Origin of the sequence: Ahrensia sp. 13_GOM-1096m, from assembly GCF_000620605.1 — a bacterium.
GTDB lineage: Bacteria > Pseudomonadota > Alphaproteobacteria > Rhizobiales > Rhizobiaceae > Ahrensia > Ahrensia kielensis.
On sequence record NZ_KK211156.1, the window covers coordinates 196,927 to 210,463 of the forward strand.

Genomic DNA, 13,537 nt, shown 5'->3' on the forward strand with positions numbered 1-13,537 from the left:
GGTGTTTTAGACAATGTCGTTACAAGCCAATATAAGCGATGCGTTGCGTGATCGTCTGCCTAATTTTGAGGCGGGACATGTTTGGCTTGTGGGCGCAGGGCCAGGCGATCCAGGGTTGCTGACGCTTCATGCTGCAAATGCTCTTAGCCAAGCTGATGTCGTGATCTATGATGCCTTGGTAAATGAAGAATGTTTAAAATTAGCCTCAAGCGATGCGCAATTGGAATATGCGGGTAAACGCGGCGGCAAACCTTCGCCAAAACAGCGCGATATTTCACTCAAGCTTGTTGAATATGCTCAAGCGGGTAAACGCGTTCTGCGTTTAAAAGGCGGTGATCCGTTTGTGTTTGGGCGAGGCGGCGAAGAAGCGTTGACGCTTGTTGAACATGGTATTCCGTTTCGAATCGTGCCGGGCATTACGGCGGGCATTGGCGGGCTTGCTTACGCAGGCATTCCGGTCACGCACCGTGAAACCAACCATAATGTGACATTTTTGACGGGGCACGATGCTACAGGCATTATGCCAGATGCAATTGATTGGGCTGGCGTTGCGCGTGGCTCAAAGGTCATCGTGATGTATATGGCGATGAAACATATTGATGTCATTGCAAAGCGTTTAATTGCTGAAGGGCGGTCAGCGGACGAGCCGATTGCCTTTGTTTGCGATGCTTCAACCGACAAGCAAAGTGTTTTAGAATCAACGCTGGGTAATGCTGCTAAAGATGTAGAAGCATCTGGTCTCAAGCCGCCAGCAATCGTTGTTGTTGGCGAGGTTGTTCGCCTTCGTAAAGGGCTTGATTGGAAAGGGGCACTGGAAGAGGGGCGCACACTTGTGCCTGATCCGCTTGGCACTCGCGCTCAAGGTCAATCTGCATGAACGGTTTTATGATCGCTGCGCCGCATTCCGGTTCTGGAAAAACGACGGTGACGCTTGGACTTTTGCGTGCGCTGCGCACTGCAGGTGTTGCTGTGGCACCTGCCAAGGCTGGCCCTGACTATATTGATCCGGCATTTCACGCTTTTGCCAGCGGCGAGCTTTGTTTTAACCTTGACCCTTGGGCGATGCGCGATGATTTGATTGATGATCTTGCACATAAGCATGGCGAAAATCGTCTGCTCATCGTTGAGGCGATGATGGGGCTTTTTGACGGTGCGGCTGATGGAACAGGAAGCGCTGCGGACCTTGCTGAACAGCTTGGACTGCCGATTGTGTTTGTGGTAGATTGTGCGCGTATGGCGCAATCGATTTCTGCTCTTGTATCGGGTTATATGAACTATCGGCCCTCACTTCGATTTGCCGGAATTGTTTTAAACCGCGTTGGCAGTGCGCGCCACGAACAGATGCTGCGCGCTGCACTTAAGCCGCTTGATGTTCCTATCCTCGGCGTTGTGATGCAGGATGCAGATTTGGCGTTGCCAAGTCGTCATTTGGGGTTGGTGCAGGCGCGCGAGCATGAAAGCTTGGAAGGTTTTTTGAATAAAGCCGGTGAGATTATGGGCCAAAGCCTTGATCTTGATGCTTTGACGAAGCTCGATGCGCAACTCATCTCCATTGCGCGGCCGCAATTATTGCCGCCGCTTGGGCAACATATTGCGATTGCTGTCGATGATGCTTTTGCCTTTTGCTATCCGCATATGGTGCAGGGGTGGCGTTCGGCTGGTGCAGAGATTTCTTATTTTTCACCACTTGCCGATGAAGGGCCGGAACGTGAGGCCGATGCTATTTTTCTGCCCGGTGGATATCCTGAATTATACGCAGCGCAGCTTGCCGCAACGAAGCATTTTAAACGGGCATTGCGTAATGCTGCCGACCGTAAAATTCCGATCTATGGCGAATGTGGTGGCTATATGGTGCTTGGAGAAGCGATTATAGATGCGGATGGCAAAAGCCACGATATGCTTGGGTTGTTGCCGTTGAAAACAAGTTTTGAAACACGCAAGCGCCACCTTGGATATCGCAAACTCAAGCCGCTTGATGGATCACCTTGGCAGTTTGATCTTAAAGGTCATGAGTTTCATTATTCTACTGAAATTAAGCGTGGTGTTGGTGAGCCGCTTTTTGCGATGCGTGATGCGCTGGGCAATGATCTGGGCGAGGCGGGTTTGCGCGTCGGCTCTGTTGCGGGCTCCTACTGCCACGTGATTGATCGGGCTGCTTGATGACTAAAGTTCAGCATGGCGGCGGCATTGATCGTGCAATAGCGCTTTATGGCGGGCATAAATCTGAATGGCTTGATCTGTCTACGGGGATAAATCCTACGCCTTATCCCATTCCTGATATGCCTGATGATGTTTGGCACCGCTTGCCAGATGAGAGCCTTTTAGAGGCATGTTTGATGGCTGCATGCAGCTATTATAATGTGCCTGAAGGCGCAGCTATCGTTGCGGCGCCCGGTACGCAAGCGATTATTCAACGGCTGCCTGAATTGCTGCCTACGCCAGATATTGCCATCGTCTCGCCAACCTATAACGAATATGAGCGCTGCTATACTAATGCGGGGACGCAAGTGCACAAGGCAGCTGATTTTGATGCGGCGTTGAAGGCGTCAAATGTGGTTGTGGTCGGCAATCTTAATAATCCAGATGGGCGTAGTGTTGGTGCATATAAAGTAAAGCAAGGTGCTCTATCGGGCGCGCAAATTATCGTCGATGAGGCTTTTGCTGATGTCGCTCCAGATTGTTCCCTTGTGGGTGAGGCAGGCGGCTCCGGTTTGCTCGTGCTAAAATCATTCGGCAAGTTTTTCGGGCTTGCTGGTTTGCGCCTTGGATTTGCGATTGGTGAGCCAGCTAAAATCGATGCTTTGCGTATGTCGCTAGGTCCGTGGGCGGTGTCCGGCCCAGCGCTTTTTATAGGTGAAAAGGCCATGCGCGATAATGTGTGGATTAATGAGGCGCGTTCGACCTTAAGTGCAAATCGCATACGGCTTGAGGCGATGCTAAGCGCCTATGGTTTTGCAATCGAAGGCTCTACAGATTTGTTTGTTACGGCCTCACGTTCTGATTCAAATGATGTTGCTAAGGTGTTGGCGCAGAATCATATTCTGGTGCGCGAGTTTGACTATGCGCCGGAATGGATACGGTTTGGATTTCCACGTCATGATAATGACTTTGCTCGTTTGGAAGCAGCGCTTGCGCAAGCAGATTAAGAGAGCAGAAGCGTGAAATGATATTGGGAACCTCAACATTTTTGATCTTGCTCATCGCGTTGATCATTGATCGTTTTGTCGGCGATCCTGACTGGCTGTGGCAGCGTTTTACCCATCCTGTTGTTGCTTTTGGTGCAGCCATTTCATGGGCGAATAAACGCTATAATCGGTCCACTCTTTCTGCCTTAGACAAAGAAAAGCGTGGCTTTGTTGTTATCGGTTTTTTGATGATTGCATCTGTCATAGGCGGGTGGATCATGTCTGAATTATTGCTTCGCTTGGGTGCTCTGGGGCTGGTTCTTGAAGCGATTACCGTGGCGATTTTTCTAGCGCAAAAGAGCCTGTCAGACCATGTGGGTTTGGTTGCCAAGGGGCTTCGAAAAAACGGATTAGCGGGTGGGCGCTTGGCCGTTTCTATGATTGTTGGGCGCGATCCTCAGACCTTAGATGAGCCTGCTGTTTGCCGTGCTGCAATCGAGAGCTTGGCAGAAAATGCATCGGATGGTGTTGTTGCTCCTGCATTTTGGTACGCGATATTTGGCCTGCCGGGATTGTTTGCTTACAAAATGTTGAACACTGCAGATTCCATGATTGGTCATTTGAATGATCAATATCGCGATTTTGGCCGCGCATCGGCAAAACTCGATGATTTGGCGAATTATGTGCCTGCGCGGTTGACCGGTGGGTTGATCGTCCTTGCCTCAACACCGCCGCGCTGGATTTTTAATCTCAAAACGATGCTTCGGGATGCATCGCTGCACCGTTCACCGAATGCAGGTTGGCCAGAAAGTGCGATGGCAGCAGCGACTGATTTAGCGCTCGGTGGCCCACGTATTTACGCAGGCGACATTGCTGACGAACCTTTTATGAATGATAGCGGCAACAAGAGCGCTTCAGCAGGCGACATTGAACGCGCCATTGGTATCTATTGGCGCGCGATGCTTATCGGGACAATTTTATTGGCGGGTCTCGTGCTCATTCAAAACTTAATTGTTGGCTGAGCGCCGTTCTATTGCCTGCTGTAAATCGGGCGTTGCATCAACAAGCATCTGCGCTGCCTGCGTTTGTGGATTGTCGAGAATATCGGCTGTGCGGCCTTGTTCAACAATTTTTCCTTCGTTCATCACCATAACTTCATGGGTAATGGCGCGGGCAACACTCAAGTCATGGGTGATGAACAAAAACGCGATGCCAAGATCATCATTGAGCTTTGCTAGCAAATCCAACACTTGCGCACGTATTGAAACATCAAGAGCCGATACGGGTTCATCTGCGACTATGAGTTTTGGACGTGTGATGAGCGCACGGGCAATAGCGATGCGCTGGCGCTGGCCGCCGGAAAATTCATGCGGATATTTCTTCATCGCATCAGCCTGCAGGCCAACTTCGGTGAGCGCGCCTGCAATGCGTTCACGTTTTTGATTTCTTGTGAGATCCTCATCTTCGAGAAATAATGGTTCTGCAACCAGCCATTCCACGGTTTTTCTGGGATTAAACGAGCCGTAAGGGTCTTGGAAAACAACTTGCATATGACGCCGGCTGGCGCGCATCGTGTTATCATCAAGGTCGGTGGTTACCTTGCCATCAAATTGTATCGCTCCGCTCGTTGGCTTGCTGAGGCCCAATATCATGCGCGCGAGCGTAGACTTGCCGCAACCAGAACGACCGACCAGTCCAACTGAACGTCCATGGGCAATGGAGAATGAGACATTGTTGACGGCGGTGAAATCTGGTGCGCGTGAAACGAAGCCTGTTCTGCGTCCATTATAGGTTTTGTTGAGCTCATTAATTTGGAGCAGGGGCTCTGCGGCCGGTTTTTGTGCGCGGTTTTGCCAAGCTGGAATATGGACAGAGGCTTTTGCAAGCTGCGCAGTGTAGGGATGTTTTTGCTCTTTGAGAACTTGAACGGTTGGCCCAGTTTCTTCCACCACGCCTTTACGCATAACAGTAATGTCGTCAGCAACATCGGCAACGACACCCAGATCATGACTGATCAAAATGAGCGCCATATCATTATCAGCAACCAGCTCTTTAAGCAGGTCCAATATCTGTGCTTGCAGCACAACATCAAGGGCTGTGGTTGGTTCATCCGCAATCAGTAGCTTAGGGTTCAAAGCCGTAGCGATGGCGATCACAACGCGCTGGCGCTGTCCGCCAGATAGTTCGTGCGGATATCGATCAAGCGGATACTTTGATGAGGGCAATCCTACGCGGTCGAGCATATGGCGCGCGCGTTCTTCGGCCTCGGCACGCGATACATTTGTGTGCCAGCGGATACCTTCGCTGATTTGTTCGCCGATCGTTTTAACCGGATTGAGCGCTGTCATGGGTTCTTGAAACACCATGCCAATTTCGTTGCCACGCAAGGAGCACATGGACTTTTCGCTCATATTTAAGAGATCTTTGCCATCGAACTCTATCAGCCCGCCGAGTTTGCAGACTTTTGGTAAAAGCTGCATCACAGACAGTGCGGTGAGTGATTTTCCAGAGCCACTTTCACCAACAATGCCAACAATTTGTTTGCGTTCTACTTGCAAATCAATGTCGTGCAGAATCTTAGTTTCAGCGACTTTAAGGCTTAAATCTTTGATTTTTAAAAGAGGTGAAGCCATGTTAGCGCTCCCGCTGTAATCTTGGATCAAGTAGGTCGCGAAGACCATCCCCAAGCAGGTTCAATCCAAGGACTGTCACAATGATAGCCACGCCGGGAATAATCGCCATATGAGGGGCAATTGACATCATCGTTTGCGCTTCATTGAGCATACGGCCCCAAGACACATCCGGTGGCTGTGTGCCCAATCCGACATAAGACAGGCCAGCTTCTGCCAAGATGCCAAGCGAGAATTGGATTGTGCCCTGAACAACCAAGATATTTGTAATGTTTGGCAGGATATGTTCGCGGGTAATGCGTACAGCGCCTTTGCCAGAAGCGCGTGCTGCTAAAATATATTCGCGTGACCAGATGGAGAGCGCTGCACCGCGTGCTACGCGGGCAAAGACGGGAATATTAAATATACCGATTGCGATGATGGCATTGGTGGCACTGGGGCCAAAAATCGCAGTAATCATAACGGCTGACAACAGCGCTGGAAAAGCAAAGATAATATCTGATGAGCGCATCAGTAATTCATCAACAATACCGCGCTTGGCAGCTGCCCAGCACCCCAGCGGAACACCGATTAATATGCCGATGCCGACAGCAAAAAGGGCAACAGCAATGGAGTTACGTGCGCCGACCATAACCATAGAAAATATATCGCGGCCAAAATGATCTGTGCCGAGAAAATAAGTGAGGTTCGGCGCTTTAAGGCGGTCAGCTATGATTAGCTTAGTTGTGTCAAACGGCGTCCAGACAAAGGATATTAGCGCAATTGCGAGAACAAATCCGGTCAAGAAAATGCCGACCAAAAAGTTTTTATTGCGTAGAGCGTTTTTTAAAAATGTGCGCCAGCCTTCAGCTTCAGCGTTGTGTACTTGATCATTCATCGATCATCCCTCCCGTCTTAGGCGCGGATCTGCCCAAGCATAGGCAAGATCGACAAGAAAATTGATGAGAATGACGGAGGCTACAAGCAGAACAACAACGGACTGCACCACCATCAAATCAAGGCGCTGGATTGATTGAAACACAAGACGTCCCAACCCTGGTAGATAGAATACATTTTCAATAATGATTGTTCCGGCGAGGAGGAACGCAAATTGTAACCCCAAAATGGTCAAAACAGGAATAAGTGCATTGCGCAGTGCATGATGCCATAGCACGTGTTGTGCTGTCAGCCCTTTTGCACGCGCAGTCCTAATGTAATCCTCGGCCATTGTGTCGAGCAGTGCAGAGCGCGTCACCCTTGATAGAATAGCCGCCTGCGGCAAGGCGAGGGCTATTGCGGGCAGTAGCAATGATTTTAGTGCTGGCCAAAGTCCTGCGTCCCAGCCTGGAAATCCACCTGCGGGCACAAGCCGGAATGAAATAGCAAAAATATAAACCAGCAAAATCGCGAACCAAAAATTGGGAATAGCAATGCCCACTTGGGTGATTGCCATCGCGGTTGTATCTGTCGCGGTGCCGCGCCGTGACGCAGTGAAAATGCCAACCGGAATTGCGATCACAGTCGAAAGTGTCAACGCTATGAGAGCCAATGGAAGGGATACAACAACGCGCTCAGCGATGAGGCTGCCGACAGCAGCGCCATAAGTATATGAGTAGCCGAAATCGCCGACCATCATACCGCTCATCCAATTTAAGTACCGCTGAAGAAGCGGAACATCGAGACCAAGCTGACTGCGAAGGGCTGCTATTGAATCGTCTGTTGCATTAATGCCGAGCATTAATTGTGCCGGATCACCGGGAATAACTTGCAGCATTGCAAAGATGATTATACTCGCCACCCAAAGTGTGAGCAAGACGATTAGCAATCGTCGCACGATGTAATAGGCCATGGTCAATCCAATGCAGAAAGGAACACACGATGATTGGGAGGATACATTGCTGCACCCTCCCAGTGAGTGAACATCATTCGGACCAGCTAACGCCTGTCACGTCATTTGCTTGAACGGGTGAATTTTCCCATAGACCGTTCAATTTAGCGTCCCAAACGCCATTCTTAGCCAATTGGAAAAGATAAACATTTACAGCATCATCGGTGATAATCTGCTGTGCCTGACGGTATAAATCAAAACGGGCTTCTTCGTCAGCTGTGACGTTCAGCTTAGCAATGAGTGCTTTGAAATCAGGGTTTTCATATTGGAAATAATAGTCATCGCGGGCATAGATATCGATGTCATTGGGTGCGGTATGTGACACGATAGTCAGATCGTAATCCTTGCCTCTGAAAACTTGCTCTAGCCACTGACCCCATTCCAGCGGAATGATTTCCAAATCAATGCCAACTTCACGTAATTGCGAGGCAATGATTTCGCCGCCGCGACGTGCATAAGATGGTGGTGGCAATTTTAGCGTTGCTTTTATGCCGTCTGCAAATCCAGCGTCGGCAAGCATCGCTTTTGCTTTTTCTGGATTATATTCATAGGTCTCTGACAATTCTACATAAGCAGGGTTGTGCGGCGCAAAATGCGTGCCAATCGGCGTGCCCAGACCAAACATTGCACCATCAATAATCGCTTGGCGGTCGATTGCATGTGCCATCGCGCGGCGCACCATTATATTATCAAATGGTGGTTTCATATTGTTGGTCGAGAGGATCGTTTCACCTTCGGTCGAGCCGATAGCAACGGTAAAGCGCGGATCTGCCTCAAACTGCGCGATAGCTTCTGGCGCAGGCAAGTTTGGAAATGCTTGAACATCGCCGGCTAAAAGCGCTGCAGTAGCCGCAGCAGGATCAGGAATAAAACGGAAAGTTACTTTGTCGAGTTTTGCCTGCTCGCCCCAATAGTTTTCGTTACGCGAAAGAGTAATTGCTGAGCCGCGCTGCCAGTTATCCAGCTTGAACGGGCCGGTGCCTACAGGGTTTTCTTTATTGGTATCTGCGCTTTCAGGCGCAACGATTACAGCGTCGCCCCAGCCCATGTTGTAAAGAAATGCGCCAGAAGGTTCTGACAATGTTACGACAACTGTTGTCTCGCCCGTTGCTTCAACTTTTTCGATTGCTGAAAAAAGTGCCTTTTGAGCGTTTGTTGAATCTTCAGCGCGTGCACGATCAAGCGAGAACACCACATCAGAGGCATCAAGTGTCGTGCCGTCGTGGAACGTTGCACCTTCACGCAATTCAAATGCATAGGACAAGCCATCTTCAGAAATTGTCCACTTTTTAGCGAGCCCTGGCATTATTGCACCATCAGGGCCAATACGGGTTAGGCCTTCAAAAATATTGGCATAAACAACTTCGTCAATGGCTGCAGCAGCTTCTGCTGTCGGGTCAAGACCTGGCGGCTCCAGCACCATGCCGATGGTCAAATCCATGCGGGCTGCAAGTGCAGATGATGAGAACAGGATGGCAGCTAATCCACCGAGTAAAATTGGACGTAAAGTCATTGAAATTCCCCCGTTAATATTTTCAAAGTCTAAGCAGGAAGGTTCGGCTTTGTAAAGGCTTGTCTTTTATTTTAGCCAATAACCCCCGTCTTTATGCAACTAATCATGGATTGTTACGTTATATATAGTCTGATGTAGAAATTTAGGAGGGGATTATGTTTTCAATTTATTCAATATTATCCGTATGGTTAGCAATTATTCTTGGCGGTATAATCGGCTGCATAGCGACCGCATTTGTGGCTAATGCGCTTAAAGGTGTTCCAGTTAAAGCGGTTGCAGGAAACTGGGCAAAACATGTCTGGTCGATCATATTTATGGTTCCTGTACCCTTGTTAATTGGCTTGCCTGCCGGATGGATCATTGCGTTCTTATGGTTGGTTTTAGCGCCTACAATTGCTTCGAAAATATATTTTGGCCCAAAAGATCTTCCTTTTATAACGCTTTGTACATTTCATGCCGGTTTTGCTGTTGCGGGATTGATCATCTACGCGCTGATATCCGGCACACTTTAAAGTTTATGTGATAAGAGCACGTGGACTGCATTCGCCATAACTTTGGCGGATTGCACCATGTCCTCGATGCCAATCCATTCGTCTGGCTGGTGCGCTAGATCAATCACACCTGGCCCGTAAGCAATGCAGTCATGCAAGTGACCAATGCGAGCAATGTGTTTTTGATCATATGTGCCCGGTGAGATTACATAGTCCGGTTCTTTGCCAAACTCATCGCGGATTGCGTCTGCAACAGCCCGTACAACAGGCGCATCACGGTCTGTCATTGTTGGTTCAACAGACCAGAGTTCGCGCAATGAATAATCGAATTTAGGACGGGTCAATTTTAGCTGATCCAGTATGCTGACAACTTCATTGCGCACGTCTTCGACATTTTCTTCCAATAGATAGCGGCGGTCGATGGTCATCTTACAGCTGTCTGGTACATTGGGTGAGGGCAAGCCGGTAAAGCCATCTGTCTGCCCGCCCTGAATACCATTGATATTCATGGTCGATTTACGAGCGCCTTCAGGCACCACAGGCATTTCGGTTTGTTTTTGTGCAAGCGCTGGAAAGAGATCTTGCTCAAAACGCTCCATTACAGCGCCCATATGGCGAACGGCGCAATCGCCCAGAAACGGCATTGACCCGTGTGCGATATGACCGTGCGTCTCAATTTCTGCCCACCATACACCACGGTGTCCAAGGCAAATACGGTCTTTGTTGAGTGGTTCAGGAATGATGACGTGGTCAACACGCGGCTTTGAAAACATACCTTTTTCAGCCAGATAGGCGACACCGCCAAAGCCTCCGGATTCTTCGTCCACCGTGCCAGAAATTTCGATTGCACCTGAAAAATCAGGAAAACACCGTATATAGGCTTCGGCAGCGATAATAGAGGTCGCCAAGCCCCCCTTCATATCACAAGTGCCGCGCCCAATGATTTTCCCATCATGAACGGCTGCGCCGAAGGGATCAAAAGTCCAGCCAAATCCTGGCGGAACAACATCGATGTGGGAGTTGAAATGAACGGTTTTTCCCGGACGTTTGCCTTCGCGTCTACACACCACATTGATGCGCGGATATGTATCGGTATGGCCCGGGTAATCGACGGCTGTGAAAAACTCACAATGAAAACCGGATCGCTTCAACCGCTTTGCAATATATTCGACACATGGCCGATACGCATCACCGGGAGGGTTGATTGTCGGGAAACGAACCAGGTCCTGCGTTAAGGCGACTAAGTCGTCGCGTGAATCATTTATATATTTTGATAGGTGCTGTAACATGAAGATATACTGCCTAATGTTTAATATTGTGCAAGTAAAAAAGTGAGGGAAAAGATGACGTTAACGGCTTAATTTGCTTTTTTTGACCTTTTTAAAAATCTGACGTAACGTAATATTGGGGAAGATTAAGTTCGGTTAAGGAGAGTTAAATGGGGAAGCTTTTTGGCGCAATCACATTGTCGATTGCAATCGTTTTATCAGGTGTCAGCACATCATTGGCCGCGAAGTTGGTTGCCTATGTGGATATTTCAAGTCAGACGATGACGGTGAAAAAGAATGGCAAAACCATGCACCGCTGGAAAGTCTCCACGGGCAGAAAAGGTTATAGAACGCCACACGGTACTTATAGTCCGAAGCGCATGCATAAAATGTGGTACTCGCGCAAATATGATAATTCGCCGATGCCTTATTCAATCTTTTTTCGCGGCGGCTATGCAATTCACGGAACGAACTATGTAAGCCGATTGGGCCGCGTGGCATCGCATGGCTGTGTTCGCCTAAAGACAGCGAACGCAAAACGGCTTTATGATCTGACACACCAAGTTGGCGCACGTAATATGCGCGTTGTTATCAAGCATTGATGTTGGGAAGGTGGCGGCCTGACGATAAGTGACCGCTGGCCCCATATTATTTGTTTAGATTTTCAGTTTTACTAATCCAGCGCCGATGCAGCCACATCCATTGTTCTGGCGTTTCACGGACCCAGCGTTCAACAACGTCGTTGAGCATTTGGGCTGATTGAGCAACATCAACTTCATTATTGTCGTCGCGTGGCAAAACCAGTTCTTCTTCCAAAATCAAGCGGAAGCGGCCACCGGGAAGCCGGATGCAGCGGGCAGGATATACGGGCACATTAAATTGGCGCGCAAGTTTTGGTAGCAACGGGTTTGTGCGCACTGGGCGGCCGAAAAACTCACTGACAATGCCGCGCGCGAATTTTTGATCAACCAACACGCCAACCGACTGACCGTTATCGAGCGCACGCGCAAGTCCCCAAGCAGCACCGGCCTTTGATGGCACAAGGTGCCCCATTTCAGTGGTGCGTGATGCGAGCAAACGCTCTGCAATATATGGATTGTTCGGCGGTCTAAAAAGGGCTGTTACTTCAAGACCATAGGTTGCGGCGCAAATTGGAAGAAGTTCGAAATTGCCGACATGGCCCGTAAAGAAGATGCACGGCTTGCCTTCGGCATGAAGGCGGCGAAAAATATCTTCGCCCTCAACTTCGACAAGGCCGACTTTATCTGTGTCAGGATCATAATCAAAAAGCTGATCAAGAAAGATATACTCGGAAATTAGGCGCCCAATATTGCGCCACATACCGCGTGCGATTTTTTTTATCTCCGCACTGTCCTTTTCAGGAAAGGCTTGAGTGAGATTTTCAATCACCATTTTATGGCGTGGCAAGTAAGGCCCGATGAACTGCAATAATTTCGCGTTGAGTGTCATTGCCGATTTCATTGGCAATAAACGCAGCGCGCCCAGCATTGCAAAAGACACTTTTGCCTCAAGCCAATAGCGCACATGCTTTAGCTTTGTTTTGGCTTTGAATATCTGGATTTTCCAGCTCATGAGTACTTATCAGGAAACGCGTAAAATAATTTTGCCAAACACATCGCGTGTTTCCATACGCTCAAGTGCTTTGCCAATGCCTGCAAAATCAACTTCAGTGTCGATAACAGGATGCACGATACCGCGTGCCATTTTCTGCATAGCATCTTCCATATTGCGCATATTACAGCCGAAAGACCCGATAAGGCGCAATTGCTGCTGGAAGAGCATCATAAGGTTCATGGATGTGGAAACGCCTGATGTTGAGCCGCAAGTGACAAGTCTGCCGCCGCGCTTCATGCAAAGCATTGAGCCTGCCCAAGTGTCTGCGCCCACATGTTCGAACACGACATCGACGCCTTTTTTCTTTGTCAGTTTGCGTACAACGCCTTCAAACCGATCTTCGCGGTAATTGATAACGTGATCAGCGCCGAGCGCTTTTGCTGGTTCTATTTTCGCGTCAGAGCCAACGGTCGTGATGACTGTGCAGCCCATTTTTTTGGCAAGCTGAATTGCTGCTGATCCAATGCCGGAGCCACCAGCATGGACAAGAACTGTTTCGCCCGGTTCAAGTTTAGCATTGTCAAAAAGCATGTGCTCGACGGTGCCAAAAGTAATGGGTGAGACAGCCGCGCCAATTTCATCAACGCCAGGAGGGGCAGCGACAAGATTGCGCGCTGGCATATTGACCAGTTCCTGCGCAAAGCCATCTAAATGGAAGCCATGCACACCGCCAACATGTTCGCAGTGATTGTCGCGACCTTCTTTACATGCGCGGCAAAGGCCGCAGGTGCGTGCTCCAAAGATGGAGACAAGCTGTCCTGGCAAAAAGTTAGAGACGCCTGGGCCGACAGATTCGACAATGGCAGAGGCTTCTGCGCCAACGGTGAGCGGCAATTTGCGTTTTGCAAAAGCCATACCGCGCCATCCCCACACATCAATATGGTTTAGTGCTACCGCTTTAATACGTAGTTGAACTTCTCCGAGCCCCGGTGCATCCGGTTCCGGTACTTCAACAAGTTCAAGTTTACGGTCTTCGACAAGCTGTAGCGCGCGCATTAGCCACCTATT

At 49.3% G+C, this 13,537-nt stretch carries 13 protein-coding genes; 6 read left to right on the forward strand and 7 right to left on the reverse strand.

Features of this window, described 5'->3' with window-relative positions; genetic code table 11:
• Nucleotides 1–13 precede the first annotated feature (13 nt).
• The 4 genes from cobA to cbiB are packed head-to-tail and all read left to right on the forward strand — an operon-like array spanning nucleotide 14 to nucleotide 4,147.
• On the forward strand, nucleotides 14–877 hold the full coding sequence (gene cobA, locus N530_RS0114715) for a uroporphyrinogen-III C-methyltransferase (RefSeq protein WP_018688312.1): 864 nt from the start codon (nucleotides 14–16) through the stop codon (nucleotides 875–877).
• Nucleotides 874–2,160, forward strand: a complete 1,287-nt coding sequence (locus N530_RS0114720; protein ID WP_026481314.1) for a cobyrinate a,c-diamide synthase — start codon at nucleotides 874–876, stop codon at nucleotides 2,158–2,160. Before cobA ends, N530_RS0114720 begins: the two co-directional genes overlap by 4 nt.
• A complete protein-coding gene (gene cobD, locus N530_RS0114725) occupies nucleotides 2,160–3,146 on the forward strand; it encodes a threonine-phosphate decarboxylase CobD (protein WP_026481315.1) in 987 nt (328 codons plus the stop codon). Before N530_RS0114720 ends, cobD begins: the two co-directional genes overlap by 1 nt.
• A gap of 23 nt (nucleotides 3,147–3,169) precedes the next feature.
• Nucleotides 3,170–4,147: an adenosylcobinamide-phosphate synthase CbiB gene (gene cbiB, locus N530_RS0114730; protein WP_371179715.1), complete on the forward strand. Its 978-nt coding sequence runs from the start codon at nucleotides 3,170–3,172 to the stop codon at nucleotides 4,145–4,147.
• On the opposite strand, the gene N530_RS0114735 is transcribed toward cbiB, so the two are convergent.
• From N530_RS0114735 to N530_RS0114750, 4 genes are all read right to left on the reverse strand, one after another.
• The gene (locus tag N530_RS0114735; RefSeq protein ID WP_026481317.1) at nucleotides 4,133–5,758 is read right to left on the reverse strand and encodes an ABC transporter ATP-binding protein; all 1,626 of its coding nucleotides are present in this window, start codon (nucleotides 5,756–5,758) and stop codon (nucleotides 4,133–4,135) included. The genes cbiB and N530_RS0114735 overlap by 15 nt on opposite strands.
• A 1-nt stretch (nucleotide 5,759) precedes the next feature.
• Nucleotides 5,760–6,632, reverse strand: a complete 873-nt coding sequence (locus N530_RS0114740) for an ABC transporter permease (protein ID WP_026481318.1) — start codon at nucleotides 6,630–6,632, stop codon at nucleotides 5,760–5,762.
• 3 nt (nucleotides 6,633–6,635) lie between these two features.
• Nucleotides 6,636–7,583 (reverse strand): ABC transporter permease, encoded by a 948-nt coding sequence (locus tag N530_RS0114745; protein ID WP_026481319.1) that lies wholly within the window; start codon nucleotides 7,581–7,583, stop codon nucleotides 6,636–6,638.
• Between the two features lie 73 nt (nucleotides 7,584–7,656).
• On the reverse strand, nucleotides 7,657–9,135 hold the full coding sequence (locus tag N530_RS0114750) for an ABC transporter substrate-binding protein (RefSeq protein WP_026481320.1): 1,479 nt from the start codon (nucleotides 9,133–9,135) through the stop codon (nucleotides 7,657–7,659).
• A 155-nt stretch (nucleotides 9,136–9,290) separates the two neighbouring features.
• Here N530_RS0114750 and N530_RS0114755 point away from each other — a divergent pair, with 155 nt between their 5' ends.
• Entirely contained in the window at nucleotides 9,291–9,647 is a 357-nt protein-coding gene (locus tag N530_RS0114755) for a hypothetical protein (RefSeq protein ID WP_026481321.1), read from the forward strand.
• Here the strand turns inward: N530_RS0114755 and N530_RS0114760 are convergent.
• Nucleotides 9,644–10,915: an acetylornithine deacetylase/succinyl-diaminopimelate desuccinylase family protein gene (locus N530_RS0114760; protein WP_026481322.1), complete on the reverse strand. Its 1,272-nt coding sequence runs from the start codon at nucleotides 10,913–10,915 to the stop codon at nucleotides 9,644–9,646. The two genes, N530_RS0114755 and N530_RS0114760, sit on opposite strands and share 4 nt — an antisense overlap.
• A 149-nt stretch (nucleotides 10,916–11,064) precedes the next feature.
• On the opposite strand from N530_RS0114760, the gene N530_RS0114765 reads away from it, so the two are divergent.
• A complete protein-coding gene (locus N530_RS0114765; protein WP_026481323.1) occupies nucleotides 11,065–11,496 on the forward strand; it encodes a L,D-transpeptidase in 432 nt (143 codons plus the stop codon).
• A 46-nt stretch (nucleotides 11,497–11,542) separates the two neighbouring features.
• Here the strand turns inward: N530_RS0114765 and N530_RS0114770 are convergent, their stop codons facing one another.
• A complete protein-coding gene (locus N530_RS0114770; RefSeq protein ID WP_035267270.1) occupies nucleotides 11,543–12,487 on the reverse strand; it encodes a lipid A biosynthesis lauroyl acyltransferase in 945 nt (314 codons plus the stop codon).
• 9 nt (nucleotides 12,488–12,496) lie between these two features.
• Nucleotides 12,497–13,525 (reverse strand): zinc-binding dehydrogenase, encoded by a 1,029-nt coding sequence (locus N530_RS0114775; protein ID WP_026481325.1) that lies wholly within the window; start codon nucleotides 13,523–13,525, stop codon nucleotides 12,497–12,499.
• Nucleotides 13,526–13,537: the final 12 nt, after the last annotated feature.